Source organism: Pacificibacter marinus (assembly GCF_018860505.1).
In the GTDB taxonomy this organism is placed as follows: Bacteria; Pseudomonadota; Alphaproteobacteria; order Rhodobacterales; family Rhodobacteraceae; genus Celeribacter; species Celeribacter marinus_B.
This window is the reverse complement of record NZ_JAHKPU010000042.1, coordinates 1-25,433: the sequence shown is the minus strand read 5'-3', so window position 1 is coordinate 25,433 and position 25,433 is coordinate 1. Positions and strand designations below refer to the sequence as shown.

Below are 25,433 nucleotides of genomic sequence, written 5' to 3'. Positions count from 1 at the left end.
AATCGTTGAGCACGTTTACGGCTGTCTTTGGAACACCAGCCAAAATGCGCGAGGTTAAAGGTCAGTATGTGTGAGCTCAGGCACATCCTTAACCCCCGCAGAGCCACGTCCCGATAAAGACGGGTGTTCCATAAAGAATTGGTGGCACGAAAAAGGCGTCATATCTGGATCAAGTTCAGGGCGCTGCCATGTGCCATCCCCTGCCAAAATCCAACTTTGTGCAACATCGGCCATATTTGCCGCCATGATCTGTTGTAGAATTTGTGCTTTCACGGTGGGGTTCTTGATTTCAACCAGCGTTTCGACGCGGCGGTTAAGATTGCGACCCATCCAATCGGCGGATGACATATACACATGCGCTTTCTTCGATGGCAGGCCTTTGCCGTTGCCAAAGCAAACAATACGCGAGTGTTCCAAAAACCGTCCGATAATAGATTTAACACGAATATTTTCAGACAGCCCTTTAACGCCGGGGCGCAAGCCGCAGATTCCGCGGATGACAAGGTTGATTTTGACGCCGTCTTGGCTTGCAGAATAGAGCGCGTCAATGACCTGCGGTTCAATCAGGGAATTCATTTTAGCCCAAATTTCGGCGGGTTTTCCGGCGCGCGCAAATTCTGCTTCTCGCGCAATTCCAGCCAAGAGGTCCGTTTTCAACGTATGTGGTGAAATGGACAGATTTTCCAACCCTTCGGGCGGCGCATAGCCCCCAATGTAATTAAAGACCTTAGTGGCATCTCGTCCCAGCGCGGCATCACATGTGAAAAAGCTCAAATCGGTATAAATTCGAGCCGTAATCGGATGATAATTGCCGGTGCCAAAATGCGTATAGGTCACAAGTTTGGAGCCTTCGCGGCGCACCACTGTGGAAATTTTCGCATGGGTTTTGTAGTTGGTGAACCCGTATATTACATGCACCCCAGAGCGTTCCAAGCGGCGCGACTGGCGTATATTGGCGGCTTCGTCAAAGCGGGCTTTTAACTCGACCAATGCCGTAACCATCTTGCCGTTTTCGGCAGCTTCACAAAGCGCTGAAACAATCGGGCTGTCATGTGATGTCCGATAAAGCGTCTGTTTGATCGCCACCACATTTGGATCATTTGCAGCCTGTGCCAAGAACCGAATCACAAGGTCGAACGTTTCATAGGGGTGGTGGAGCAAAATGTCTTTTTGAGTGATCGCCGCGAACATATCGCCTTCGTGATCTTGCACCCGTTCAGGCACGCGTGGCGTATAATTTGGCCATTGCAAATCTCTTCGGCTGTCCAGCACCAGCTCATTCAAGTCTGTCAGTCCTAACATGCCAGGCACTTCAAGGATTTCGTCTTCTGACAGGCCCAATTGTTCTTTGATCACGTTTCGCAATTCGTCAGGCGCGCCCTGGGAAATTTTTAATCGCACAACTTCACCACGGCGCCTGCGTTTCAGCGCGGTTTCAAATTCACGCACCAAATCCTCTGCCTCTTCTTCGACCTCTAGATCGCTGTCACGCAATACGCCAAAGGTGCAGGACCCTTCGGCAGTGTAGCCCGGGAACAGATTGCGAATGTAGATAAGCAGCAAGTCTTCAAGCGGTAAAAAACGATCAATTGTGTCAGGGGTTTCTGGCAGGCGAATAAACCGATCAATCAGGGCAGGGATCGGCAATAGAGCTTGCAGTGTACGTTTGTCTTTGTCACGGACCAATTGTAAGGCCAAAACAAAACCAGAGTTGGGCACAAACGGAAACGGATGCGCGGGGTCGATAGCCAAAGGTGATAAGACCGGAAACACTTGGGTCAAAAACACGTCTCGCAGATGTTTAAAATCGTCGTCGTTCAATTGGTCTGGGTCCACAATCGAGATGCCTTGCGAATGCATCTCGCTGCGAATCTGTTCCCAAGCCGTAACCTGCGCATCCAGCAAATCGCGCGCATCTTTGGAGATAAGCACCAATTGTTCAGCAGGCGATCGCCCATCTGCGGCAGGTGTCGTGTTGCCAGCTTTGGCCAATTCACGCAAACCTGCGACGCGTACAGTGTAGAATTCATCCAGATTGGCCGCAGAAATTGACACAAAGCGCAATCGCTCCAGCAATGGCACCCGTGGATTTTGCGCTTCGCCTAAAACGCGCCAGTTGAACCCTAGCCAACTCAGTTCACGATTGAAAAACCGTTTTGGCCCCTCAAGGCATTCTGCGGGTAAATCTATAGGCTCTGGGAATGGCGCATTCAGAAAATCTGTTGATGTCGTCAAAGTCATATCGCTTAAGTTTGCCGATGAGAGAGGATTTCAGAAGTTATCCTGCGCGCTCAAAGAGATATTGTCCAGAACTTGTGCTGCAAACTTGCGCGAAATTGGCTTGCCCAACCGCAAGGCGGCAGCATCAAGCGCTTCAACGATGCTGCGCAAATTGGCTGTTGAACGCTCCATCCGTTTGACCAAAAATGGGATCAAGGGGTAGGAAATTGCCAGCTGACGATCCTCAAACTGTTTGAGAAGCATGGCAGACAGTAACGCATCATCTGGCGCATTGATTTTGGTGACACAAGTGCCCTGCATGCGCGAGGCTAAATCGGGCAGGCATAGAGGCCAAAGATTTGGTGGTCTGCTGGCGGTCACCAACAATCGTCCACCTTCCGCCAATATCAAATTGTGTAGGTGAAAAAGGGCTTCTTCGGTGTCGCGCGCATTTGATAAATCGGCAATGCGATCGGCATTCTCGACCACGACATGGCGCATGCTGGCCAACATCGGAATATCTGCATGGGCCAGTTCATCGACATCAATGATGATGGCATCGCGATCCACAGCCCACACATGTGCCATATGAGTTTTGCCTGATCCACGAGGACCTGTGAGCACAAGCTTGTTGCTGGGCCAGAGCTCAGGTGTGTCCAGTGTTGCGAGTGCTATGGCATTGGATGGCGAGACAAAAAATGCCTCGCGCTGTAACGCTTCGCGCACAGGAAGATCAAAAGTCAGTTGCTCCGCCATCAGTTAAGAATGCTCGGGGTCATCAGTGGCGGTGGTGGCTGGGCCGGCGTCCGTTGCGGTGCGCTGACTTGTCGCCTCTAACCCAGTATACAACCGACTTTCATGGTATTGCTCCACCGCGAAACGCGCGACGACACCGATTGACGCGGCAACTGGCACCGCAATCAGCATCCCAACGAAGCCGAATATTGCTCCAAAAGCAGTCAAAGCAAAAATAAGCCATACAGGGTGTAAGCCGATGGAAGATCCTACCAGATTAGGTGTCAAAATATTGCCCTCAAAAAACTGCCCCAAAGCAAAGATACCAATCACTAGCCCGATGCGCAGCCAATCGGTTGCTGCGGTAACGGTGACCCCGTCGACCACCTCTGTACCGCCCCAAAATTGAAACAGTGCCAAACCTATGGATAAAACGCCCCCTACAAGCGCACCGACATAGGGAATAAATGTCAGTGCCCCTGCGATTGCACCTGTCACCAAGCCAAATTTTAGCCCAACAAGCATTAAAGCTGCGGCATAGAACCCGCCCAAAATCAAACAGACTGTGCCTTGGCCGCGGATGAATGAGGCAAGCGTCTTGTCAATTTGGAACGCAAGGCGACGCACCACAGGTGCGTGATCGCGCGGCAAAAGATTATCGATTTCTTCAACCATCCGGTCCCAGTCGAGTAGGAGATAAAAGGTGATCACCGGTACCAAGAATAAGATCATCATGACGTTAAAAATGCTCATGACGGACCCTACGGCCGTTGATAGCAGTTCTCCGCCTTTGGATTGAATGGTCTCACCGATTTGTAGCAACGACTGATGCAGCTGGCTTTGCTCGTCAAGAATTTCAGGGAATTTCGCGGTTAGAAATTTTTGTAAGTCGTCGAACAATTGCGGTGCAGTGGCAATTAAATCGGTGGCTTGGCCAACAAGTGTTGGTAAAACCAATAAGGCAATCAGCACAAAGGCAAAGGCTGCTACGGCGGTGATAACCACTGTGGCAACCGCTCGTGATAATCCCATTGCCTCTAATCTGTCGGCCACTGGATCAAGCATGTAAGCCACAGCCATTGCCAAGATGAATGGCAACATGACATCGCTTAAAAGCCATATTGCACCTAAGAATACAACGCTGGCGATACTCCAATATTTGACTTGGTCGCGAACTGGTAGGGCCAAAATCATTCTCCATGTTTTGTTACATATCGCCCTGTCGTCGCTTGCGTTCAAGTCCTAGCTGCTCAAAGAGCCGTTGATTTTGTAATTTGGCCACTGCCCGTGATATGAGCTTCCTGTACTGTCTGCGATAAAAGAGGGTCGTCAGAAATATTTTGTTCGAAGGATTCGTCACTGGCACCAAAGTCAGGATCTGTGGTTACAAATGTTTGAACAAGAGAACTCATCGATTGAGCTGCATTCGACAGTTGAGAGTTTGCCGCAGTTGTTTCTTCGAACATAGCCGTGTTTTGTTGTGTGACGCTTTCTAATTCACCAACAGCTGAGTTCACGCTTGTGAGATTTCGAGATTGATTGGCTGTCGATTCCGCCACGGAACTTAAGCGATTTGTAATTTTGTCCACCGAACTTTTGATGCCTTCAAGGGCATTTCCTGTTTTGTTTACAAGGTCGGCGCCACCTGAAATTTGTTGAACAGAAGAATTGATCAATTCATTAATTTCACGCGCTGCGTTTGATGACCGTTGAGCCAGCGCCCGCACTTCAGACGCCACAACAGCAAATCCACGTCCTGCATCGCCTGCGCGCGCGGCCTCGACACCCGCATTGAGCGCAAGCAGGTTTGTTTGGAATGCGATGTCATCAATAACGCTGGTGATTTTATTGATCTCTTTTGAACTGTTTTCGATCTCTGCCATTGCTTTGACCGCGTCTTGCATGATTTTACTGCCCTCAGCAGCCTCATGGGACGTAATCTCGGCAAGTTTTTGAGCGTCTCCAGAATCTTTGGCCACAGTGCTAAGGGATTCTGTCAACCCAGTGATTGATCTTGCAATTTCAGCCAGAGTTTCGGCCTGACGTTCGGTGCGCAAAGACAGATCATTGGCAGAGTTGGCGATTTCGCGCGACTGATCTTGAATGTTCCCTGATTGATCTCGCACTTGGTGAATAGTTGCCCCTAACTTTGACACGGCCAAATTGAAGCTGTGACGTAAGTCTTCGTAGTTGTCGTCCAGCGCTTCGGTGATTTTTGTGCTTAGATCACCGGAAGACAATTGGTCTAGATGGCGGCCAAAGACTGTAACCAATTGGTGCAATGCCGTATCACGATTTTTTTGAGCAGCATCTGAAATTTTACGTAGTTCTGCTCGTTCAAGCTGTGCTTCTTGGAATTCTGCGAGTGCGCGTTCCGCTTCAACCTTGGCAATGGCAGCTTCTTCGGTGGCGGTTTTTGCAGATATCAAGGCCTGTTCTGTGCGACTTTTTTCCTCACCGGCTTGCGTGGAGGCGGCACGAGCCTCGTCTAGAGCCGCATTGGTCTGCTCTTCTTTGTCTTTGATGATTGCATCGAGTTTGCTGCGCATGTGGATCATATGGGACAAAATTGCGGTTTCCATGATCACAACCACTGCATGAAAAGCTGTTCGTCCGAGGTTTTGTGTCAAGTCGATTGATGGATATAGTAAGGCTGGTGCCACCAGCGTGAACAGCACATGATGCAGAGCGATGGTTGCGGCCGCAGTCAATAGGGCAGCATTTTTGTTCATGAGCACTATCATAGCCAGAACAGCAAAATACACCATGTGCACGTCAATTTGCAGCGGATGCCCTATGAGAGCCGCATTCAAAGTGATCGTAACGCCGACGAGGGAAAGGGCGATGAAAACCTTGGCGGATTCTGTTCTAGATCGCGCTGCAAAGAACGCAACAGATGAAAAAAACACTGCCCCGACGATGGCGATGATGATCTGTCCGCCCTCTAAGGCCACAAAGCCGACGGTGGCAATTGCTAAGCCCATGCATAGCTTAGAGAGAACATTAACGCCTTGCAGTGTGGTAGGATCGATTTTGTCACGGGAACTAAACATTTTTGACTCCGCATAGAATGGCGAGCAAGTCACCGTTAAGAATAAAGAGTGCGCCACTGTGTTTTAGCGCATTACGTGCCTCTTGAGACGGTGCATCTATGATGGCTGCGAGTACGGTTCTGATCGGAAAAATTTCCTTTGTGCCAGAGGCCTTGATAGCACTGTCCATGTCTGCCCATGGGGCAAAGACTGCGATCACAGGCCCTGATTCCTTTGGCGGCACCGAGAGCAACGCAATGGGCGTAAAGGCGAGGCTGAACAATATAACCACCCCGTATAAAATGTATTTCACATGCGCACCTGTAACCTTGGAAAAAGAGAAGTGTTTCATACTTGTGCACGAGAGAGGCTACAAAATGGTTAAGTTCTAAAGGCAAAAGGTCTTGGCGTCTTGTTTGCATGAGGCGGATCGCTTAGACGGATATAAATTCACCTATACCTAGAGGCTATACGATGCGCCTAAGCCGTTACTTTTTGCCCGTTCTCAAAGAAACCCCTGCGGACGCCCAGATTGCGTCTCATCGATTGATGTTGCGTGCGGGGATGATCCGTCAGCAATCTGCGGGTATCTATTCATGGTTGCCTTTGGGTTATAAGGTTCTGAAAAAGGTCGAAAATATCGTCCATGAGGAGCAGCAGCGTGTGGGCCATATCCCACTTTTGATGCCGACATTGCAGTCTGCGGACTTGTGGCGTGAAAGTGGTCGTTACGACGCTTATGGCGACGAGATGCTGCGGATTTCTGATCGCCAAGGTCGTGACATGTTATATGGTCCGACCAATGAGGAAATGATCACAGATATTTTTCGTGCTCATGTGGGGTCTTACAAAGACTTGCCTTTGACGCTCTACCACATTCAGTGGAAATTCCGTGACGAAGTGCGTCCACGTTTTGGTGTGATGCGGGGCCGTGAGTTCTTGATGAAAGACGGCTATAACTTTGATTTAACTAAAGAAGACGCGATGCACGCTTACAATCGCCATCTTGTGTCTTACTTGCGCACCTATGAGCGTATGGGGCTGCAAGCCATTCCTATGCGTGCAGATTCAGGACCTATTGGTGGCGATGATACGCATGAGTTCTTAGTGCTGGCCGACACAGGCGAATCCGAGGTGTTTTACGATAAAGGTGTCACGGACATCAAACTCGGTGAGCGCGACATCGATCCTTATGATGTCGATCAATGCCGTGGCGTGATGGAAGAATTCACATCACTTTACGCGCGCACAGACGAGACCCATGACGCTGATGAGTTTGCTAAGGTGCCTGCGGACCGTCAAATGACAGCGCGTGGTATTGAGGTGGGGCAAATTTTCTACTTCGGCACCAAATACTCTGAGAGCATGGGCGCAGAAGTCGTTGGCCAAGATGGTAAAAAGACCCCTGTGCACATGGGATCGCATGGCATCGGCGTGTCACGTTTGCTCGGCGCTTTGATCGAAGCCAATCACGATGATAAGGGCATTATCTGGCCTGAAGGCGTGACCCCGTTTCATGTCGGCATCGTGAACCTGAAACAAGGTGATGAGGACGCTGACGGAGCCTGTGAGGCGCTTTACAAATCCTTCCAAGCCTTGGGTCTTGATCCTTTGTATGATGATCGCAAAGAACGTGCTGGCGGCAAATTCGCGACGATGGATTTAATTGGTCTGCCGTGGCGTATCACCGTTGGCCCGCGTGGGTTGAAAAACGGAGTGGTCGAAGTGACATCGCGCCGGACTGGTGAGTCTGAGGAAATGACGCCCGAGCTGGCCATTGAAAAAATCGCAAAAATCTACGCGGAACTCTAAACATCCAGGCACTTAACTTGCATGTCTCGACACTATTACAAACGCCCTGCAATTATTTGTGGGGCGTTTTGCTGTTTCTGTAGGCCTCTGCGGCAAAGACCCGCGCACCGTATAAGGATGGCTTGGCGTCATAGGGCGAATCTGACTAACCTTGCTGTAAGAACAAACAAAAATACCAGCTCCGAGGCAGAGCATGATCTTAAAAACACTGACACTCATAGGCGGGATGTTCGGTGCGGCAACGCTGTCGCAATTCCCTGAATTTACTCAACAATATATGCAGCGTTTGGGCGGACAGGTCGATGCGCTCGCTGTGGTGATCCAAGATTTTGACACCTCTGCGGGAAAAGCAAACATGACTCGTGACGCGGCTTTGGCCTCCATGGGTGGTTCAGTATTTTTGGAGAATCGCCGCAATGATATGCGCGCGACCATTGAACGTCATCGTAGGCTTAAAGAAGACCTTGCCGCACTCACCACCGCCTCGCCAATTGCGCGGGTGTCTATGCCGCATCGATTGCGCGATCAGGCCGTGGTGCGTGCGACTTATGACACCTTTCGCCCTGCCTTGCCTTTGACGCTTGAGGGCGCTTTGTCCTCTGGGATTGGCTTTGCAATCGGTTGGGCCTTTATTGCAGCTGTGCTGCATTTCATAATGTGGCCGTTTCGCCGGCGTCGTCCAGCACGGTTTTAGCTGTGCGAGGGGGATTGCGGACTGATGCAGCACAGTTCGACGGGCATTTGGAACACGTCCTATTGCTGTCGCAAATGTTTGGCGAACTTGACCTTTTGTAACTTTGCCAACATGGTCGCCTAAGCAATCAATGGCGCCAAAGGAAGACCCTGTGACCCAAACCAAACCCGTCTCAAGGCCTCCGTTCTCACGGTTTGAATGGCTGATCGCTTGGCGTTATTTGCGTGCCCGCCGCGAAGAAGGCGGCGTGTCGACGATGACGTGGATTTCACTCATAGGTATCACTCTGGCTGTGGCCGCTTTGATCATCACTTTGGCCGTGCGCACAGGCTTTCGCAACGAATTTGTTGATACAATTCTGGGCTCTAACGCTCATGTCACCGTCTATTCGTCAATCTATGTAGAAGAGGGCCAGACCTCACGCGCGATCACCGATTTCGATGCTTGGTCTGATGCAATCCGCGCCGTCCCAGGTGTCACTCGTGCCGCCCCTTTGGTGCGCGGGCAGGTGCTTGGGTCTTACCGGTCCTCCAATGCCGCTATCGATGTTTACGGCATCTCTTACGATGACCTGTTGACCATCCCGCGTGTGGGGCAAACGCCTGATGACTCTTGGGGCGATATTTCGCGCTTTTCTGATGGCATTGCTATTGGCTCTGGTGTCGCACGCGAACTGGGGGTCGCTGTTGGTGATCGGATCAAATTGATCTCGCCAAACGGGGCCAAAACCGCCTTTGGAACCTCGCCGCGTGTGTCGTCTTATGACGTCGTTTATGTCTTTACCGCTGGGCGATATGATATCGATAAAACAAGAGCTTACCTGCCTTTCGCTGAGGCGCAAAAATACTTTAACCGTGCGGGCGCTGCCGATGAAATCGAGGTCATGGTGGAACACCCTGAGCAGGTCGATGATCTGGCGCTTCCCTTACTGACGGCTGTGGGCGAACGCGGCATGGTTTGGACGTGGCGCGATGCCTCTGGGTCGTTTTTGCGCGCCTTGGACATCGAAGACAATGTGATGTTCGTCATTCTATCCATTTTAGTGCTTATCGCTGCGATGAATATCGTTTCTGGGCTGATCATGCTGGTCAAAAACAAAGGCCGAGATATCGGCATTTTACGCACCATTGGATTGACGCAAGCCTCTGTAATGCGGGTGTTTTTCATCTGTGGTGCCTTCACCGGTATCATCGGTACTGTGGCTGGTGTGGCCCTTGGGGCGCTCTTTGCGATGTACATCGATAACATCATGGCTTTCGTGAATTATCTCAACGGTGGGGGGGCTTGGGACCCGTCCATTCGGGGCATTTATGCCTTGCCTGCTGAGCTGCGATTTGTCGATGTGGCCAAAGCCGTATCCCTGTCTTTGGGCCTGTCGTTTATTGTGACCATTTTTCCGGCGCGTAAGGCCGCACGTATGAACCCTGTGGAGGCGCTGCGTTATGAGTGATATGCTGCAAATACAAGGGGTTAAAAAGCATTATAACATCCATAAACCCAATGAAATTCGGGTGCTCAATGGTGTGGATTTGACGGTTAAAAAGGGCGAAGTTGTGGCGTTGGTTGCCCCCTCTGGAGCCGGTAAATCGACGCTTTTGCACATCGCTGGGCTGCTGGATTCCGCCAATGGTGGCACTGTGCATATCAACGGCACAGATGTCACAGGATTGGACGACCATGCGCGCACGGCTATGCGGCGGGCGCAGGTGGGATTTATCTATCAGTTTCACCATCTTTTGCCGGAATTTTCCGCGTTGGAAAATATCGTTTTGCCGCAGCTGGCCAATGGTGTTCCGCAAGCGGATGCTGAGGCTAGAGCCTTGAAATTGTTGACATCTGTTGGTGTCGAGGCCCGTGCAGATCACCGTCCTGCGGCGATGTCGGGTGGGGAGCAACAGCGGGTGGCGTTTTGCCGTGCGTTGGCCAATCAACCTGCATTGTTATTGGCGGATGAACCGACTGGGAACCTTGATCCAGCGACGTCAGACCGTGTGTTTGAGGCGCTGATGACGGTCGCACGCGACGAGGGACTGGCCGCTTTGATTGCCACGCATAATATGGAATTGGCGGGCAAAATGGATCGCGTTCTGCGGCTGGACAATGGCGTGCTGATTGAGGCCTGAGCCCCGTGTTTTAAAGACATTATGGCGCGTGTTTTAAACTGTTTAACACTTTGGGGCAGGGCGGTTTTACATGTTTTAATGGTTTTTGCGCGGCCATTCCCGCTTGATCGACCAAATCCAGACAAAAACGCCCCGCAGCGATCGCGCGATTGGGACAGGACGCGAGATCATTGCGGGGCGCAGGTCTTGCGCTGAAATCGGGAATTATTTCAGGGCATGAACCAGTAGGCCAATCGCACCGATGAGGGCGGCGGTTTCGCCGACGTTATTGTTCGATTGCTTGGCATGGGATGGTTTGACGGGGACATATTTGGTTTGAACTTGTTTGACCTGAACCTGTTTTTTGTGAACCGGTTTGGCTTGAACATGCTTGGCTGGCACTTGCTTGGTTGTGGTGGTGACCACCACGGTTTGCTGTCCGGACTGGTGTCCACGCGCAAGAGCAGGTGTTGCGGCCATAAGCATGGCGGTGACGATGAGGACAGAACGAGTTACTTTGGTCGGGCGCATAACGGCCTCCTTACTGTTGGATATAGGTAATACGCGTTGGGCGCTGGGTTCCGTCGCGGCTCCGTCATTTTTTTGCTTTATGTGCAAACAGTCAGGCCAGTGTGCGCTCAGTTTACTGTTTGTCCACGATGTTTTGTGTCTGCTGGGACTGCACAGTGTGACGCGGATCGTCGGAGTCGGCCAAAGCGGGCGAGGCCATCAAAGCGGAGAGGGTGAGGATGAGGGATTTGAAAAAGTTATTCATTTTGAGGGTCCTAAATCTATGCCCACGAAAGGGGCTTATTTGCCCACAAAGGAGGCCCAAGATGAGCCAGCTTCGGGCTGCGTCAGACCGTTTTGCGGGACTTGTCCTATAGATAAAGGGGGGTGCTGGCCCGATCTCAAGAGCGCGCACGAAGCTGTGATTGGGATGGCATCCATTTACATGGTCACGAATTTGGTTTTGATTGTCGTTTTAGATAAAAGTCTAAGGATGCATTTTGACTGATTTTGATCGAACAACAATTGTAGTTGGTGCCGGAGCAAGTTTTGATTTTGGATTTCCCACCGGTGATGGGCTCATCAGCACGATTTCAAAATTCGCAGGGGCAATTTCGGAGGACCGAACTCATGGGCATATTGTTACTCATGACAAGTTTTTAGAAGTCGTTCGTAAGCGTGGCCGAAACTTGTTTGGATCTGATGAGCACAATGTTCTGCGAGTAGTGCGTTGCTCCGCTAGGATAAAACGAGGTCTTTGGCTTGCTGCCTCAATAGATAATTATCTCAACGAACAACAAGATGAAGATATTGAGATAATTGGGAAATTTTTAATTTCAGCATCGATTCTATATCACGAGCGAGTTGCTTTTGAAGCTGAGAAAAGAACCGACTGGCCAGGGCGTCGTAATTTACTCCAACTCGCTCTCACCAATGATAGCATAGGTTTCAGCGATCTCCGTCAAACTTGGCTTGTTCCATTTTTTAGAGCATTACGGGGCCAAGGAAGCTCAAATGATTTCGAGGAACGGCTAAAAAAGCTGACCCTTATTATTTTTAACTATGACCGTGCGGTTGAGTTTTTCCTTTTTCGTGCCATTCAAACTTATGAAAATGTTGACGCAGCTGAAGCAAAGCGTCTGCTGGATCTCATACAGATTATTCACCCTTACGGAACAATTGGCGACCTTCCTGAGCTCAGTGATGAGGAAAAAGGGATCGCTTTTGGAGAAAACGAACCCGTTACCTTCATAAAGCATTTTAAAGCTGAAATGACAATTCAGACGTTTGGTGAAGCAAATGCAGGTGGACAACGAGATGAGGCTCAAGCCGCAATCAAGGCATCCCAAAATCTCGTTTTCCTAGGTTTTGGATTTCTTCCACAAAATGTAGGTTATCTTGGACGGGCGACTGATCTTACTGTTGGCCCAAACAAATTTCGAAAAGTATTTGCTACTACCTATGGTATGAGCTCGTACCGACAAGGGGTTGTTCGCGGCACACTTGTGAAATTTGCAAAGTCGGACCCAAGACTTTCAGCGCGCGAAAATCAAGTCGTTACCGTTCAAGGGACGGGAAAAGACATCATTGATGAATATGGCGGGGAGTGGTTTAGATAACGCTCCTTCTCGAAGGTAATACTTTCGAGAATCCCTTACACATCCAATTCCTCAGCAAATTGCGCATTCGCTTGAATATATTGGAACCGCAGCTCCGGTTTTTTACCCATCAACCGCTCAACCAGATCACCGGTTTCTCCGGGGGTGTCTTCGTCAATGGTCACGCGAATTAATTTCCGCGTCTTTGGGTCCATTGTCGTTTCTTTCAAATCCTTGGCATCCATTTCGCCAAGTCCTTTGAACCGCTGCACGTCGATTTTGCCTTTGCCGCCAAGGCCTTTGTCCATCCAGAGGTCTTTTTCCGCATCATCCGTCACGTACATCCGTTTGGCCCCTTGGGTGAGGCGGTAGAGCGGCGGGCAGGCGAGGTACAAGTGCCCTTGGTCGATCAAGGGGCGCATCTGGGTAAAGAAGAATGTCATCAGCAAAGCGGCGATATGTGCGCCATCGACATCCGCATCGGTCATGATGATGATTTTGTCGTAGCGCAGGTCTTCGACGTTGAACCGCGTGCCCATGCCAACGCCCAAGGCTTCGCAGAGGTCATTGATTTCTTGGTTTGTATTCAGCTTGTTAGAAGCAGCGCCAAGCACGTTAAGGATTTTACCTTTGAGCGGCAAAAGGGCTTGGGTCTCGCGTTTGCGCGCGCCTTTTGCTGAGCCGCCCGCAGAGTCGCCCTCCACAATGAACAGTTCGGTGCCAGAGCGGTCTTTTGACGTACAATCGGTGAGCTTGCCCGGAAGACGCAGCTTTTTGGTGGCTGTTTTGCGCTGGGTTTCTTTTTCTTGGCGGCGACGCAGGCGTTCTTCTGAGCGCAGCACAAGGAAATCAAGGATAGCGCCCGCGGATTTGGTGTCAGCGGCCAGCCAGTTGTCAAAGTGGTCACGCACAGCGTTTTCCACCAGACGCGCGGCATCAGCGGTGGCAAGGCGGTCTTTGGTTTGGCCGACAAACTCAGGCTCGCGGATGAAACAAGACACCAAAGCGCAGCCGCCGGTGATCAGGTCCTCGCGGGTGATGTCTTTGGACTTTTTATTGCCCACAAGGTCGCCGTAAGCGCGGATGCCTTTGAGAATGGCGGACCAAAAGCCGCCCTCATGGGTGCCGCCCTCAGGCGTGGGCACGGTGTTACAATAGGATTGCATGAAACCATCACGCGAGGGCGTCCAGTTGACGGCCCATTCAACCTTGCCCGGCACACCAAAGCGCGGCTGAAATTCAACGGTGCCCGCGAAGGGCGCATCGGCATAGGTCATGGATTTGCCAAGGGTCTCATTCAAGTAATCGGCAAGGCCACCAGGGAAGTGGAAAGTGGCCTGCGTGGGCGTCTCGCCGTCATCGATTTCGGTCTTCCAACGGATTTCAACGCCAGAGAACAAGAAAGCCTTGGAGCGCGCCAATTGGAACAGGCGTTTGGGTTTGAACCGGTGCTTGCCAAAGATTTGCTCATCGGCGTGAAATGTCACGAAAGTGCCGCGCTTGTTGGGGGCGGATCCGATTTTTTCAACGGGGCCTAAAGGGATGCCGCGCGAGAAACGTTGTTCATAGAGTTCTTTGTTTTTCGCGACTTGCACGACCAAACTGTCGGACAGAGCATTGACAACAGAGGAGCCAACCCCGTGCAAACCGCCAGAGGTGGCATAGGCATCGCCTGAAAACTTACCGCCCGCGTGAAGCGTACACAGGATGACTTCCAAAGCGGATTTGTCAGGGAATTTCGGGTGCGGATCGATCGGAATACCACGGCCATTGTCGGTGATGGTGATGGAAAAATCCGCGTGCAGGGTCATCTCGATGCGATTGGCGTGGCCTGCGACGGCTTCGTCCATAGAGTTGTCGAGGATCTCGGCCACAAGGTGGTGCAAAGCGCGCTCATCCGTGCCGCCGATATACATACCGGGGCGTTTGCGCACGGGCTCTAGGCCTTCTAGAACTTCGATGGAGGAGGCGTCGTAGGCGGGGGTGGCCCCTGCGAGGAGATCGTCGGACATTGGCACTGTGCTCGATTCTTGGTGTTTGCTCTTTGGGATAGGATTAGACCACTCAAGTACCAAAACCGCAAGATGTAGGCTGCGGGAGATGTGGAAGGAGATGCGGGGAATGCGCATTCAAATCAAAGGGCATTAGGGGCAGGGGCCAGATCAGGGGGTACAGTTTGTGACGTTCGGACGAGAGATTTTGCCATGGCCTCTGATTTTGCAGGCCTTTAATGTCGGCTAAGCGGACAAAGTGAGCTTTCGCTGCGCTTGCGCCATTTGGTCAAGTCTACATGATACTTGCGTCCGATAGAAATTTAACCAGTTCATCCACGCCCTTCTGGCCAGTTCGGTTTGTGCTCTGCACCAAGAAGTATCCCTTCCCAGTTCTGTGCCGCTCCTCACCAAGCGGAAGGAGCGCGCTAGACGCGAGTTCTTCGCGCAGCAAGGTGCAGCTGGCCAAAGCAATGCCTTCGCCCGCAATCGCCCGCCCGATGGACTGACCGTAAGTTTGGCAAACAACTCGCGGCAGCTGCATCAGTGGCGATGACGTATGACGCTTTGCCCAGACATCCCAGTTGATCCAGTCGGGTGCATGTCGTTCATACTCAAGCAGCGGCATGCTTTGGGGATTCTCGCGGTATTGTTGAACGCCACTGGGCGACGAAACCGGTGCCAGTTCCTCATCCATCAATTTATGTCCCGTCCAACCCTCGGGAGGGCCACTGGCGTAGATGATGGCTAGATCGTTATCGGCGGCCAACAGGTTTGAGGGATCGTCAGTGACAACGGTTTCAACCGGACAAGAGACCTGACTAAAGGTAAACGCTTTGAGGCGCGGGAATAGCCAGAACATGGAGACCGCATTATTGGCCGCAATTCTAACGGAGGGGTGCGCAGGGGATCTGAAACTATCAAGTGATGTCCGCAAATAGTCGAGAGCCATGGTAACAGGTTCGGCGAGCGCTTCGCCAGCCGGTGTGGGGTTGAGGCTGCGCGTGCTGCGCTCAAACAGCGGCGTGCCCAACCAGTCTTCAAGCTGCCGGATACGTTTGCTGACAGCGGCTTGCGAGACATAAAGCTCGGACGAGGCAGACGTGAAGCTGCCCTTGCGTATCACCGCTTCAAAAAAAACGAGCGTATCAAGCGGCGGAAGTTGTTTTCTAAGCTTATTCATAACTCATGGTTATGCAATAGCCCGAATTTTTCAAGCGTTTAGTATGCGCGCGTTCCGCATTAGTTATCTATCAAGGGAGAGAACAACCGCAGGAGAGCACCCGATGGCAAATTTCGATTGGCACGCAGAGCGCAGTGATTTGGCAGGCATCGCCCTTCTTGACCGCGCACCGGAAAGTGAAGGCATCGATCTGAAGGCGATCCGCCTCTACCGGCTTGGACGTGTGCGCCAAGAGATGAAACGTTACGGCGTCGATGCCGTGATCTTGTCAGACCCGATCAACATTCGATACGCAACTGGATCGCGGAACATGCAGGTGTTTTGCCAACGCAATGCCCCTTCACGCTATCTGCTTTTGACTGCTGATAGGTCCATCTTGTTCGAATTTACGGGCTGCCTGCATCTTGGCGAAGGCTACGAAACCATCGATGAAGTCCGTCCCTCAAAAACCGCCAGCTTTGTCGCTGCTGGGCCTGAGATTGCGACGCGTGAAAAAGCATGGGCCACTGAGATGAACGACCTCATCTGCGAGTTGGTTGGGGCCGGTGCGACGGTTGGACTGGAACGCTTGAATGCAGGGACCGCCATCGCGTTAAAGGAATGTGGTCTCAACATCGTTGACGCACAGCAGCCCGTCGAAATGGCCCGTGCAGTCAAATCAAGCGAAGAAATGAAATGCATCAATGCGTCATTGCGGGCCACGGAAAACGGAGTCGCCAAATTGCGCGCCGCCATTCGACCCGGAATGACCGAAAATGAACTGTGGTCAGTGCTGCACCAGTCTGTGATCGCGCAGAATGCGGATTACTGTGAAACTCGCCTGTTGAATGCGGGCGATCGGTCTAACCCGTGGTTTCAAGAAACATCCAGCAATGTGATCGGCGAGAATGAATTGATCGCGCTGGACACCGATGTTGTCGGTTGCCACGGCTACTACTCCGATTTCTCGCGCACGTTCCATTCCGGGCCGGGCAAGCCCACCGACACTCAGCGCGAGCTCTACAAAGTTGCGCACGAGCAGGTGCTTAGCAACATGGGCATCATTCATGCGGGCATGAGTTTTCGCGACTATGCCGAGCGTGCGTGGGACATTCCGCAGAAGTTTTACCAAAACCGTTACTACCTCTCTGCGCACGGCTGCGGCATGACAGGAGAGTATCCGTATCTTTACCACAAAGGTGATTTTCCCGATGCGGGTTATGACGGCGAAATCGTCGCTGGTATGACGCTTTGTGTGGAAAGCTATATTGGTGAGGCTGGCGGCAAGGAAGGCGTGAAGCTGGAGCAGCAGGTTCTGGTAACAGACACTGGCATTGAGCTGTTGTCGCGCTTCCCGTTTGAGGACGACCTGCTAAAGTGACACTCGCGTTCGTCGACTTGAAATAGCAGGCAATCGGCAAAGAGGACTCATTGCTGACTTTAGCTGTGGTTGCGCAAGAGTAAATATGATGCCGTCGAAAGAGGCTAATCGCGCAGCCATTTCACTTGTTTTAAAAGTCTTTCTAGAAACTCGTGCGCGGGTGTGTCATTAGGCTTGGAATTGAATCGAACAAGGACACAAAAACTGATGCGGCGATCTAAGGGGATCATCTCTTCTGCAGAACGGATCGCAGCGCAGGCTTTGGCATCGCTGGATGCGGCTGTGCATGGTGAACGCAAGGCTGTTGTCTTTGATATAGACGGCACGCTGACGCCATCGATTTTGTCTGTGCGCACGCCACGTCAGGGCGCTGCTGAGGCGGTAAAGGCCTTTTTCGATGCGGGTTTCGATATCGTTTATATTTCCGCGCGGGTACGCTTGTTGCAATCTGGCGTCAGTGATTGGTTGGACAAGCACGGCTTTCCAGACGGTCAATTGCACATGACGGAAAGCCGCGAAGACCGGCTTGATACGGGGGCCTTTAAAAAGCGTGTTTTGAAAGCTTACGCCGATCACGGCTGGAGCTTTACGGCTGCTTTTGGTGATTCTACCTCTGATTTCAACGCCTATGTTTATGCAGGCGTGCCGCATGATCGCATTTACGCACTGCGTCGGCGCGGGGCTGCGGGCTGTCAAGCGGGTGTGTGGCAGGGGTGCTATGGCGGATGGGAAGACCTGCGCCAAACCATTGCTGACATTCTGGCCGAATAGGCCGCACCTGTCAAAAAGGCGCGGCGTAACATGTGCGGGGGGCGTTGAAAAAAGGGGCGCGATCAGTCGCCTTTGTTGTCGCCAAATCCGCCCATACGTTTGGCCCATTGGAACGCCACGATAGCCCCTTTGAAACGTGGCAACAAAAACAAAGACAAGGCCACGGTGCCGGCCGCAAAGACTGCGAGCATCACCAAAGGTTCGGGGCGAAATTCCACATAATACCAGCCCATGGTTGGCGCCATCAAATGGCCCACGATCAAAATAGTCAAATAGGGTGGACCATCATCCGCGCGGTGGTGATGAAGCTGTTCTTGGCACACGGGGCACTCGGAACGCACTTTAAGATAGCCTTTGAGCATCGGCCCGTTGCCGCAGGATGGGCAGCGGCGTTTCCAACCGCGCAACAAGGCGGTTTTCATCTCGCGCTCAGGCAAATCTCTGGCAGTGGGTTTGGTGGATGCGTGAAGAGCTGTATCAGTCATGCGACGTGCCTTTTGGATCATAGATCGTTTTGCTTATGACATCTTTATAAGAGGACTACCTTACGAAATAGAGGACAGATTGTCGTTGCGTCCGGTTGTCGCGTCACACGGCATGCCAAATCCGCTGTCATAACTTTTTTATCCGCCCCGCGACGGAAAACGAAAGGTGGCGCGTTTTACTATTATAAGCGCTCAGCACTGACACACACAGCGGAGCGCATGGATAACAGATAAGGATTATATCTTATGAAACGTACTACACTCATCTCTGCAGTTGCTTTGATCGCTGTCATTGGTTCCTCTGCTGCAAGCTTTGCGCAAGGCGAAAAAGATATGGATCGCCGTGGTGGCAAAATGCCAAGTATCGAAATGTTTGATACGAATGGTGATGGTCAAGTGACCCAAGAGGAAATGGACGCGCATAAAGCGGCTCGTTTTGCCGAAACAGATACAGACGGCAACGGATCATTGTCTGCTGAGGAAATGGCCGCCGCTGCTAAAGGCAAAAAGGCTGAACGTCAAACCAAGCGGATCGAGAAAATGATCTCTCGTATGGACACAGATGGCGATGGCGAAGTCTCTGCCGCTGAAATGGACGCGATGGCGAAAAAATCACCTTTCGAGCGTCTGGACACCAATGGCGACGGCGTTTTGTCGGCTGAAGAATTTGCAGCAGGCCATCACGGTCACAGCAAAGGCAAAGGCGGCAAGCACCATAAAGGTGGCGACCACGATCACGACAGCGACGACAATTGATCTCGCGTGATCGGACTTGCTAAAGTCAGGTAAGCCTTAACTCTGATAGGTCTATATAACACAGGTCGGGGCGTCAGCGCCCTGATCACATTGACGACAAATGCGTGAAGACGACAAAAGCGTAAAACTGCGCAAGACTTTAAGACCTGGCACAGGTCATAGGATAAAACTGACCATGGACGCCGATCTCATCGCAGGCTACGTCTGATAGGAATGGATATGCCTTTTGACGCCCAAAATGACACGTCTGACGACGCATTGCTGATTGCCTTTGGCAACGGTGACCGTTTGGCTGCGCGGGTTTTAACAGATCGCCACGCACCTCGGGTGATCGGTTATGCGGCGCGGTTGTTGAAAGATCGTGCCGAGGCCGAAGATGTCGCGCAAGATGCGATGATGCGCTTGTGGAAAATCGCCCCTGAGTGGCGCACAGGCGAGGCTAAGGTGACGACGTGGTTGTACCGTGTGGTGACCAACCTATGCACCGACCGGTTGCGCAAAAAACGCGGCACGGGTTTGGATGAGGTCGCAGAACCCGAAGACGGCAAACCGTCACAAGATGCGGTTTTGATGCAAAAACAACGGGTGGCAGCGCTGGATGCGGCGTTGCACACTTTACCAGACCGGCAAAGAGAAGCCGTCGTTCTGCGCCATATCGAGGGGTTATCGAACCCAGAAATCGCGCAGGTTTTAGAGATTGGTGTCGAGGCGGTCGAAAGTTTGACCGCGCGCGGCAAACGGGCGCTGGCCAAGGCTTTGGCAGATCAGCGCGAAACATTGGGGTTTGAAGATGACACAGCGTGAAGATTTTCTCAGTGATGCTGATCTAGATACTCTGTTTGCGGATGCGCAATCGGATGCACCGGTGCCGTCTGACGCCTTTATGGCGCGGGTTCTGGCCGATGCGGATTCCGTGCAAGAGGCAAGTGGAGCAGGTCTGCCAGATTGGGCAAGATCCAAGCCCGCGCAGCCTGTACGCAAGTCTTGGTTTGCAAATCTGTTGGACAGTGTCGGCGGCTGGCGCGGTGGCGCGGGTTTGGCCACAGCCACAGTTATGGGGTTGGCCATCGGCTTGGGCGCGCCCACAACTGTGACGGATTTGGCCTCTGGAACATGGGGCGGCACCGCGGTCGCGCAGTCGGCGGGTGCCAGTATAGAGACCACGAGCTATGCGCTCGATGATTTGGTGCCAAGCTTTTATGACTTGGCAGCGGAAGGGTAGACTATGAGCGACGCGAATATTCAGAAAAAGCCAAGCGGATCACGGCGTATGCGCCTCATCTTGATCCTGTCTTTGGCGGTGAACTTGGCAGTCGTGGGGCTGGTGGCGGGGGCTGCTTTGCGCGGTGGTGAACGTGGCGGTGCCTCTGGTGATGCTCGTGCACGTGCCATGCAGACCCGTGACTTTGGGTTCGGGCCCTATGTGTCCGCCTTGGATAGAGATGCACGCCGCGATATCGGCCGTAATTTTATCAGCAAAGCGGGCGGCCCTGCCAAGGCCCGTGCGGGTGCACAAGAAAAGTTCGAGGCGATTTTGGACGCACTCAAGGCCGAGCCGTTTGACGCAGATTTGTTCCAAGGCGCAATGCTGGCACAGCTCAATGATTTGGCTGAAAAGCAAAACATCGGGGCGTCTGTGATTGTCGATCATGTGGCGATGATGACGCCTGAGGCACGGGCTGCCTATGCGGTGCGTTTGGATCAAGCGCTCAAACGCCCGCCGCGCCATGATGCTGGCCCTGATGGAGGCCCTGATGCCAAGCCCAAGCCCAAACCCAAGGCGCAACCATAAACACCAAGCGTACCGGTTGAGCCCTAAACGAGGTCGCAATCTTACGTTGAGAAAAACGCTGCGTTGAGGCAGTGCCGTTGCGGTCACGCAGCATGAGAGCCGAGGGTCACTTGATTGCGACCTTCGGCTTTTGCGTCATAGAGCGCACGATCCGATATCTCCATTAGCGTCTCGATCGACGCATTTGTATCGCCGCCCATGGACAGCCCGATCGAGGCTGACACCGACACAAGCGTGCCGTTCGCGGTCTGCGTGACAGGCGTGCCACAAATCGCGGCGCGCAGGCGTTCTGCGGCAGAGCGCGCATCGACCAATGTGGTCATCGGCATACAGACCAAAAATTCTTCGCCACCAAAGCGTGCGACCAAATCAATGCCGCGCAGGGTGTTGCGCAACCGTTTGGCCACCTCGATCAAGACCTCATCGCCAATGCAGTGACCAAAGGTGTCGTTGATGGTCTTGAAACGGTCCAAATCAATCAGCATGATCGCAAAATTTTGACCTGATTTGGACGATTCTTGTGAAATTTGCGTCATATGGGGCAGGGCGTAGCGCCGATTGTATAGCCCCGTCAGCGGATCAATCATCGCCAACCGCAGACCTTCGTCCACTGAGGTGCGCAGCGCATCGGCTTCTTTTTTGCGCCGCATTTGCAACCGCAGACGCAGGGCCAATTCTTCGGGGTCTGCGCCGCGGGTGATGATGTCGTTCGCTCCCAGATCAAGCGCCATGACCGCTTCTTTGCGATTTTGCAGGCCATGCACAACAATGATCCCCGCAAAGCGGGTGTTCGGGCGTGCGCGAATATCCGCGATCATACGCAACCCGCTTGTGTCATCAAATGTGTCGCTGGAAATCACATAGATATCTGCGGCATTGCCCCCCGCGATGGTTTCCAGCAGGTGATCGGCGGCGATGATTTCTATGTCATCGGAGACCAAGCCTCGCAATCCTGCACGCCAAATCATCGCATCTTCCGCCGTGCGCCCAACAAGGGCTATTTTGCCGGGTATTGCAAAATTAAAGGCCACTTCGGCAAAACCGAAAGACCGCGCGGTCTCGTCACGCCTGCGCAATTCATCTGTGGTCGCGCGCGCACGCATGAGGGCGCGCACGCGGGCAGTCAATGTCAACTCGTCAATCGGTTTGGCCAAAAATTCGTCCGCGCCCGCTTTGAGCGCCGCGATTTTGGCCTCGGTATCGCCTGCGGGCGTGGCGATTAGAACCGGAATATGGCGTGTGGCTAGGCCGGCTTTCAATTGGGCACAGGCGTCATGGGCGCTCATATCCCCAAGATCAGTATCAAGGATGATGATGTCAGGCTGGCATTCGCCTGCGCACAGCACAGCGTCGTGGCCAGATGCCGCCTGTATCACCTCGTAGAAGGCGGATGACAGCTTTACTTTCAGAATAATGCGGTTCGTCGGGACATTGTCCACGATGAGAATCCGTCCTGCCATTGTGCCCTCGGAAATCTATGATATGCGATGTTTATTGGGACGCATCTTTTGTTAAGATATGCGTTTAAAATGAGCCTCAAAGGTTAATAAAGGGTTTCCAGCCCCAAGGAGTTATCCACACATGCAGCAAAATTCCGCCGAGATTCTCGCCCTTAAAATTCTGGTCTGGTTGGTCGGGAACGAAGAGCTTTTGCCTGTTTTTCTTGGGTCTACGGGACTTGGCGAAGATGATCTGCGCAATCGGGCCAGTGAACCAGAGCTTTTGGCTGCCGTTCTGGAGTTCGTTATGATGAATGATGAATGGGTTAACGATTTCGCCCAGAATGCATCGATAGACCCTTATGACGTTGTACGCGCCCGACAGGCGTTGCCCGGCGGGGAGGACATCCATTGGACATAACATCAGTTCGCGCGATTTTGTTCGACAAAGACGGCACCCTTTTTGATTTTCAAAAGTCGTGGTCGCCTTGGGCTGCCGCCGTGATTGATCGTTTGGCGCAAGACGATGCAGCCGTGGCGCAGGCTGTGGCCGGTGTCTTGGGCTTTGATATCGCGCAGGGGCAATTTTTGGCCGATGGCTTTGCCGTGTCCAGTACACCTGATGAGCAAATAGAACGGCTTAAGCCGATTTTTCCAGATTTGAGCGAAGAAGATATTTTAACCCGCATGATGTCGAAAATGGATGTCGCTGTGCCCGTGCCTGTGCGCGATTTGGACAGGTCTCTACAGATATTTCAAACGCATCAGATCAAAATGGGTGTGGTGACCAATGATTTCGAACAGGTCGGGCGGGATCATCTGCAACACGCTGGTGTGCAAGACGCTTTTGATGTGGTGATCGGGTTCGACAGCGGCTTTGGCAGCAAACCTGCGCCTGATGGCTGTTTGGCTGCCGCCATGGCGCTGGGGGTCGATCCTGCGCGCACTGTGATGGTGGGGGACAGTTTGCACGACTTGCGCGCAGGACGCGCGGCGGGGATGCAAACGATTGGCGTGCTGACCGGAACCGCAAGCCGCGCAGATTTGACACCTTGGGCTGACATTGTGGTGCAGGATGTGGCCGAAATCGCTGCATTCTTTGCATAAGATGCTCTGTTTGGGGCGGCTTGATGCTGTTTTTGGGTGACGCAAGGGGATATATGTCAGCATTTTAAGGTTATTTGCGAAATGCAATGGTGGCTCTTGGTACTTTATTAAGTCGTGGCGCGTAGTCTTAGGCCTGTACAAGTAAAAGGGCCTATTGCTTATGCATGGGATGATAAATCGCGCAATTCAATGTTTTCTTCGCGACACATACGGGCCACAGATTTGGTCCGATGTTGCCGAGCAAGCTGACCTTGGTTTCGATAACTTCGAAGCCATGTTGAATTATCCTGACGATGTCACCATCAAACTGTTGGCCTCGGCTGCGCGCAATTTGTCAAAGCCCGTAGACGCAATGCTGGAAGACATCGGAACCTATCTTGTGTCTCATCCCAACGTGGAAGCGATCCGCAGGCTGCTGCGATTTGGGGGGGATGAATATAGGGAATTCTTGTTCTCTCTCAATGAAATCGAAGGGCGCTCACGCCTCGCTTTGCCAGATCTTGAAGTGCCCAAACTTGAAGTTTTTGAAAACCCTGACGGGACGCATAGCTTAACCTGTCTGCATACGATGCCTGGGTTCGGTTATGCGATGGTGGGCGTCATGCGCGCTATGGCGGATGACTACGGCGCGCTGGTGTTCTTGGAACACCAAGGGTGGCGCGATTCAGGTGAAGAAATCATCAATATTCAATTATTGGAAGAATCCTTTGCCGAGGGGCGCAGTTTTGATCTTGCTGCACAGGCGGTTTGAAAAATGATGCATGTAGTCAATTTTGATAAACCCTCTCTTGATCTGTTGATGCCTATGCATCTGATTTTGGACGCGGCTGGCGTGATCTGCGGCGTGGGGCCGACGTTGTGCAAGCTACGCAGTGAAACGGCTTTCTTGAAAAAAACTGTTTTTGATGTTTTCGAATTGCGTGATGACGGGCGTCAAAAAGGCGATCGCCTTCTGCCAACGGATAAAAAGCTTTACCTCACCTTTAAGGACGGCGTGCCTACGACTCTTAAAGGCGTGGCGACACCGGTGGCGGGCTGTGATGGATTGTTGCTCAACCTGTCGTTTGGCATATCTGTTGTCGATTCCGTACGCGCGTATCGTCTGACAGCTGGTGACTTCGCGGCCACGGATTTGGCTGTTGAAATGCTTTATCTTGTTGAGGCAAAATCCGCGGTCTTGGAAGAAACAAAACAGCTTAACATGCGCCTGCAAGGGGCCAAAGTGGCCGCTGAAGAGCAGGCATTCACCGATACGCTCACAGGGCTTAAAAACCGCCGTGCGATGGATCATGTGCTGGATCGAATGATCCGTGGGGCCTTTCCTTTTGCATTGATGCATCTTGATTTGGATTACTTCAAAGACGTCAATGATACTTGGGGGCACGCAGCGGGGGATGCGGTGCTGCAAAAGGTCGCCAAGATTCTTGTCCAAGAAACGCGTGGCGATGATATGGTGGCGCGTGTGGGGGGGGATGAATTCATTCTCATTTTACACAAAATGACAGAGGCGGACCGCTTGCTGAAGGTCGCCAAACGGATCATCAGCCAGTTGCAAGTGCCTGTGCCTTTTGGCGATACGGTGTGCCGTATTTCGGGATCTATCGGAATCACCACAACGGATTTCTATGAGGCAATTGATCCAGACCAAATGATGCAAGATGCGGACAGGGCGCTGTATGCTTCGAAACACCAAGGGCGTGCCTGCGCCAATATGTTTGAACAGGGCATGGCTGGGGGGGAGACCGTGGTCCACAACGCGGCTGCATCTCGACACTAAAGCGCCCCGCAGTTGCTGAGGCTTGAGTATTCATTTTCAAGGAGTGTTGGCCAATGGCAGTCCCTAGGG

The 25,433-nt window shown here is 52.3% G+C and carries 26 protein-coding genes; 15 read left to right on the top strand and 11 right to left on the bottom strand.

Translation table 11 applies throughout. From position 1 onward, the window contains the following. Window positions 1–54: 54 nt before the first annotated feature. The 5 genes from KO503_RS15350 to KO503_RS15330 form a co-directional block, all read right to left on the bottom strand. Window positions 55–2,235, bottom strand: coding sequence for an RNA degradosome polyphosphate kinase (locus KO503_RS15350; RefSeq protein WP_252731127.1), 2,181 nt, complete (start codon window positions 2,233–2,235; stop codon window positions 55–57). 36 nt (window positions 2,236–2,271) lie between these two features. Continuing rightward, the gene (locus KO503_RS15345) at window positions 2,272–2,976 is read right to left on the bottom strand and encodes a DnaA ATPase domain-containing protein (RefSeq protein ID WP_215992434.1); all 705 of its coding nucleotides are present in this window, start codon (window positions 2,974–2,976) and stop codon (window positions 2,272–2,274) included. Between the two features lie 3 nt (window positions 2,977–2,979). Further along, window positions 2,980–4,143 (bottom strand): AI-2E family transporter, encoded by a 1,164-nt coding sequence (locus KO503_RS15340; protein WP_215992433.1) that lies wholly within the window; start codon window positions 4,141–4,143, stop codon window positions 2,980–2,982. Window positions 4,144–4,205: 62 nt separating this feature from the next. Next, a complete protein-coding gene (locus tag KO503_RS15335; RefSeq protein ID WP_215992432.1) occupies window positions 4,206–6,008 on the bottom strand; it encodes a methyl-accepting chemotaxis protein in 1,803 nt (600 codons plus the stop codon). After that, window positions 6,001–6,300, bottom strand: a complete 300-nt coding sequence (locus tag KO503_RS15330; protein ID WP_215992431.1) for a hypothetical protein — start codon at window positions 6,298–6,300, stop codon at window positions 6,001–6,003. Before KO503_RS15330 ends, KO503_RS15335 begins: the two co-directional genes overlap by 8 nt. A 161-nt stretch (window positions 6,301–6,461) precedes the next feature. Here KO503_RS15330 and proS point away from each other — a divergent pair, with 161 nt between their 5' ends. The 4 genes from proS (at window position 6,462) to KO503_RS15310 (ending at window position 10,616) form a co-directional block, all read left to right on the top strand. Next, window positions 6,462–7,799 (top strand): proline--tRNA ligase, encoded by a 1,338-nt coding sequence (proS, locus tag KO503_RS15325; RefSeq protein WP_215992430.1) that lies wholly within the window; start codon window positions 6,462–6,464, stop codon window positions 7,797–7,799. 193 nt (window positions 7,800–7,992) lie between these two features. Continuing rightward, on the top strand, window positions 7,993–8,493 hold the full coding sequence (locus KO503_RS15320) for a DUF2937 family protein (protein WP_215992429.1): 501 nt from the start codon (window positions 7,993–7,995) through the stop codon (window positions 8,491–8,493). 151 nt (window positions 8,494–8,644) lie between these two features. Further along, window positions 8,645–9,943, top strand: a complete 1,299-nt coding sequence (locus KO503_RS15315) for a lipoprotein-releasing ABC transporter permease subunit (protein ID WP_303505676.1) — start codon at window positions 8,645–8,647, stop codon at window positions 9,941–9,943. Continuing rightward, complete coding sequence (locus KO503_RS15310; protein WP_215992427.1) at window positions 9,936–10,616, top strand: ABC transporter ATP-binding protein; 681 nt, start codon at window positions 9,936–9,938, stop codon at window positions 10,614–10,616. Before KO503_RS15315 ends, KO503_RS15310 begins: the two co-directional genes overlap by 8 nt. 204 nt (window positions 10,617–10,820) lie before the next feature. Here the strand turns inward: KO503_RS15310 and KO503_RS15305 are convergent, their stop codons facing one another. Together KO503_RS15305 and KO503_RS17945 are read right to left on the bottom strand one after the other, a co-directional pair. After that, window positions 10,821–11,126: a hypothetical protein gene (locus KO503_RS15305; RefSeq protein ID WP_215992426.1), complete on the bottom strand. Its 306-nt coding sequence runs from the start codon at window positions 11,124–11,126 to the stop codon at window positions 10,821–10,823. Window positions 11,127–11,238: 112 nt separating this feature from the next. Further along, window positions 11,239–11,370 carry a hypothetical protein gene (locus KO503_RS17945; RefSeq protein ID WP_290122954.1) on the bottom strand — a complete coding sequence of 44 codons (132 nt, stop codon included), beginning with the start codon at window positions 11,368–11,370 and terminating at the stop codon, window positions 11,239–11,241. 235 nt (window positions 11,371–11,605) lie between these two features. Between KO503_RS17945 and KO503_RS15300 the strand changes: the two genes are divergently transcribed. Continuing rightward, the gene (locus tag KO503_RS15300) at window positions 11,606–12,724 is read left to right on the top strand and encodes a hypothetical protein (protein ID WP_215992425.1); all 1,119 of its coding nucleotides are present in this window, start codon (window positions 11,606–11,608) and stop codon (window positions 12,722–12,724) included. A 35-nt stretch (window positions 12,725–12,759) separates the two neighbouring features. Here KO503_RS15300 and parE read toward each other — a convergent pair whose 3' ends face one another. Then, on the bottom strand, window positions 12,760–14,715 hold the full coding sequence (gene parE, locus KO503_RS15295; RefSeq protein WP_215992424.1) for a DNA topoisomerase IV subunit B: 1,956 nt from the start codon (window positions 14,713–14,715) through the stop codon (window positions 12,760–12,762). A 274-nt stretch (window positions 14,716–14,989) separates the two neighbouring features. Next, window positions 14,990–15,877 carry a LysR family transcriptional regulator gene (locus KO503_RS15290; protein WP_215992423.1) on the bottom strand — a complete coding sequence of 296 codons (888 nt, stop codon included), beginning with the start codon at window positions 15,875–15,877 and terminating at the stop codon, window positions 14,990–14,992. Between the two features lie 103 nt (window positions 15,878–15,980). Here KO503_RS15290 and KO503_RS15285 point away from each other — a divergent pair, with 103 nt between their 5' ends. After that, complete coding sequence (locus tag KO503_RS15285; protein WP_215992422.1) at window positions 15,981–17,237, top strand: M24 family metallopeptidase; 1,257 nt, start codon at window positions 15,981–15,983, stop codon at window positions 17,235–17,237. A gap of 207 nt (window positions 17,238–17,444) precedes the next feature. After that, window positions 17,445–18,008, top strand: coding sequence for an LNS2 domain-containing protein (locus tag KO503_RS15280; RefSeq protein WP_215992421.1), 564 nt, complete (start codon window positions 17,445–17,447; stop codon window positions 18,006–18,008). 62 nt (window positions 18,009–18,070) lie between these two features. On the opposite strand, the gene KO503_RS15275 is transcribed toward KO503_RS15280, so the two are convergent. Further along, the gene (locus tag KO503_RS15275) at window positions 18,071–18,493 is read right to left on the bottom strand and encodes a DUF983 domain-containing protein (RefSeq protein ID WP_215992420.1); all 423 of its coding nucleotides are present in this window, start codon (window positions 18,491–18,493) and stop codon (window positions 18,071–18,073) included. Window positions 18,494–18,739: 246 nt separating this feature from the next. Here KO503_RS15275 and KO503_RS15270 point away from each other — a divergent pair, with 246 nt between their 5' ends. From KO503_RS15270 to KO503_RS15255, 4 genes are all read left to right on the top strand, one after another. Further along, complete coding sequence (locus tag KO503_RS15270) at window positions 18,740–19,249, top strand: EF-hand domain-containing protein (protein WP_215992419.1); 510 nt, start codon at window positions 18,740–18,742, stop codon at window positions 19,247–19,249. Between the two features lie 213 nt (window positions 19,250–19,462). Continuing rightward, window positions 19,463–20,053, top strand: a complete 591-nt coding sequence (locus tag KO503_RS15265) for an RNA polymerase sigma factor (protein WP_215992418.1) — start codon at window positions 19,463–19,465, stop codon at window positions 20,051–20,053. Further along, window positions 20,040–20,471, top strand: coding sequence for a dihydroorotate dehydrogenase (locus tag KO503_RS15260; protein WP_215992417.1), 432 nt, complete (start codon window positions 20,040–20,042; stop codon window positions 20,469–20,471). The genes KO503_RS15265 and KO503_RS15260 overlap by 14 nt, the downstream gene beginning before the upstream one ends. A 3-nt stretch (window positions 20,472–20,474) precedes the next feature. Then, the gene (locus KO503_RS15255; RefSeq protein ID WP_215992416.1) at window positions 20,475–21,041 is read left to right on the top strand and encodes a periplasmic heavy metal sensor; all 567 of its coding nucleotides are present in this window, start codon (window positions 20,475–20,477) and stop codon (window positions 21,039–21,041) included. A gap of 83 nt (window positions 21,042–21,124) precedes the next feature. On the opposite strand, the gene KO503_RS15250 is transcribed toward KO503_RS15255, so the two are convergent. Continuing rightward, complete coding sequence (locus KO503_RS15250) at window positions 21,125–22,501, bottom strand: diguanylate cyclase (RefSeq protein ID WP_215992415.1); 1,377 nt, start codon at window positions 22,499–22,501, stop codon at window positions 21,125–21,127. A gap of 121 nt (window positions 22,502–22,622) precedes the next feature. Between KO503_RS15250 and KO503_RS15245 the strand changes: the two genes are divergently transcribed. The 4 genes from KO503_RS15245 to KO503_RS15230 all read left to right on the top strand — a co-directional run bounded on the left by KO503_RS15245 (window position 22,623) and on the right by KO503_RS15230 (window position 25,364). After that, the gene (locus tag KO503_RS15245; protein ID WP_215992414.1) at window positions 22,623–22,901 is read left to right on the top strand and encodes a DUF3572 domain-containing protein; all 279 of its coding nucleotides are present in this window, start codon (window positions 22,623–22,625) and stop codon (window positions 22,899–22,901) included. Beyond that, window positions 22,892–23,587, top strand: a complete 696-nt coding sequence (locus KO503_RS15240) for an HAD family hydrolase (protein WP_215992413.1) — start codon at window positions 22,892–22,894, stop codon at window positions 23,585–23,587. Before KO503_RS15245 ends, KO503_RS15240 begins: the two co-directional genes overlap by 10 nt. Window positions 23,588–23,747: 160 nt before the next feature. Then, window positions 23,748–24,338, top strand: coding sequence for a heme NO-binding domain-containing protein (locus KO503_RS15235; RefSeq protein WP_215992412.1), 591 nt, complete (start codon window positions 23,748–23,750; stop codon window positions 24,336–24,338). A 3-nt stretch (window positions 24,339–24,341) separates the two neighbouring features. Then, entirely contained in the window at window positions 24,342–25,364 is a 1,023-nt protein-coding gene (locus KO503_RS15230) for a GGDEF domain-containing protein (protein ID WP_252731126.1), read from the top strand. Window positions 25,365–25,433 lie beyond the last annotated feature (69 nt).

What these genes read in the sequence shown, in the direction of transcription:
- KO503_RS15280 (WP_215992421.1), top strand. Translation starts at nt 17,445, where the DNA reads ATGCGGCGATCTAAGGGGATCATCTCTTCTGCAGAACGGATCGCAGCG.
- KO503_RS15235 (WP_215992412.1), top strand. Translation starts at nt 23,748, where the DNA reads ATGCATGGGATGATAAATCGCGCAATTCAATGTTTTCTTCGCGACACA.
- KO503_RS15290 (WP_215992423.1), bottom strand. Translation starts at nt 15,877, where the DNA reads ATGAATAAGCTTAGAAAACAACTTCCGCCGCTTGATACGCTCGTTTTT.
- KO503_RS15250 (WP_215992415.1), bottom strand. Translation starts at nt 22,501, where the DNA reads ATGGCAGGACGGATTCTCATCGTGGACAATGTCCCGACGAACCGCATT.
- parE (WP_215992424.1), bottom strand. Translation starts at nt 14,715, where the DNA reads ATGTCCGACGATCTCCTCGCAGGGGCCACCCCCGCCTACGACGCCTCC.
- KO503_RS15305 (WP_215992426.1), bottom strand. Translation starts at nt 11,126, where the DNA reads ATGCGCCCGACCAAAGTAACTCGTTCTGTCCTCATCGTCACCGCCATG.
- KO503_RS15275 (WP_215992420.1), bottom strand. Translation starts at nt 18,493, where the DNA reads ATGACTGATACAGCTCTTCACGCATCCACCAAACCCACTGCCAGAGAT.
- KO503_RS15270 (WP_215992419.1), top strand. Translation starts at nt 18,740, where the DNA reads ATGAAACGTACTACACTCATCTCTGCAGTTGCTTTGATCGCTGTCATT.
- KO503_RS15265 (WP_215992418.1), top strand. Translation starts at nt 19,463, where the DNA reads ATGGATATGCCTTTTGACGCCCAAAATGACACGTCTGACGACGCATTG.
- KO503_RS15285 (WP_215992422.1), top strand. Translation starts at nt 15,981, where the DNA reads ATGGCAAATTTCGATTGGCACGCAGAGCGCAGTGATTTGGCAGGCATC.
- KO503_RS15320 (WP_215992429.1), top strand. Translation starts at nt 7,993, where the DNA reads ATGATCTTAAAAACACTGACACTCATAGGCGGGATGTTCGGTGCGGCA.
- KO503_RS15260 (WP_215992417.1), top strand. Translation starts at nt 20,040, where the DNA reads ATGACACAGCGTGAAGATTTTCTCAGTGATGCTGATCTAGATACTCTG.
- KO503_RS17945 (WP_290122954.1), bottom strand. Translation starts at nt 11,370, where the DNA reads ATGAATAACTTTTTCAAATCCCTCATCCTCACCCTCTCCGCTTTGATG.
- KO503_RS15310 (WP_215992427.1), top strand. Translation starts at nt 9,936, where the DNA reads ATGAGTGATATGCTGCAAATACAAGGGGTTAAAAAGCATTATAACATC.
- KO503_RS15255 (WP_215992416.1), top strand. Translation starts at nt 20,475, where the DNA reads ATGAGCGACGCGAATATTCAGAAAAAGCCAAGCGGATCACGGCGTATG.
- KO503_RS15230 (WP_252731126.1), top strand. Translation starts at nt 24,342, where the DNA reads ATGATGCATGTAGTCAATTTTGATAAACCCTCTCTTGATCTGTTGATG.
- proS (WP_215992430.1), top strand. Translation starts at nt 6,462, where the DNA reads ATGCGCCTAAGCCGTTACTTTTTGCCCGTTCTCAAAGAAACCCCTGCG.
- KO503_RS15345 (WP_215992434.1), bottom strand. Translation starts at nt 2,976, where the DNA reads ATGGCGGAGCAACTGACTTTTGATCTTCCTGTGCGCGAAGCGTTACAG.
- KO503_RS15335 (WP_215992432.1), bottom strand. Translation starts at nt 6,008, where the DNA reads ATGTTTAGTTCCCGTGACAAAATCGATCCTACCACACTGCAAGGCGTT.
- KO503_RS15245 (WP_215992414.1), top strand. Translation starts at nt 22,623, where the DNA reads ATGCAGCAAAATTCCGCCGAGATTCTCGCCCTTAAAATTCTGGTCTGG.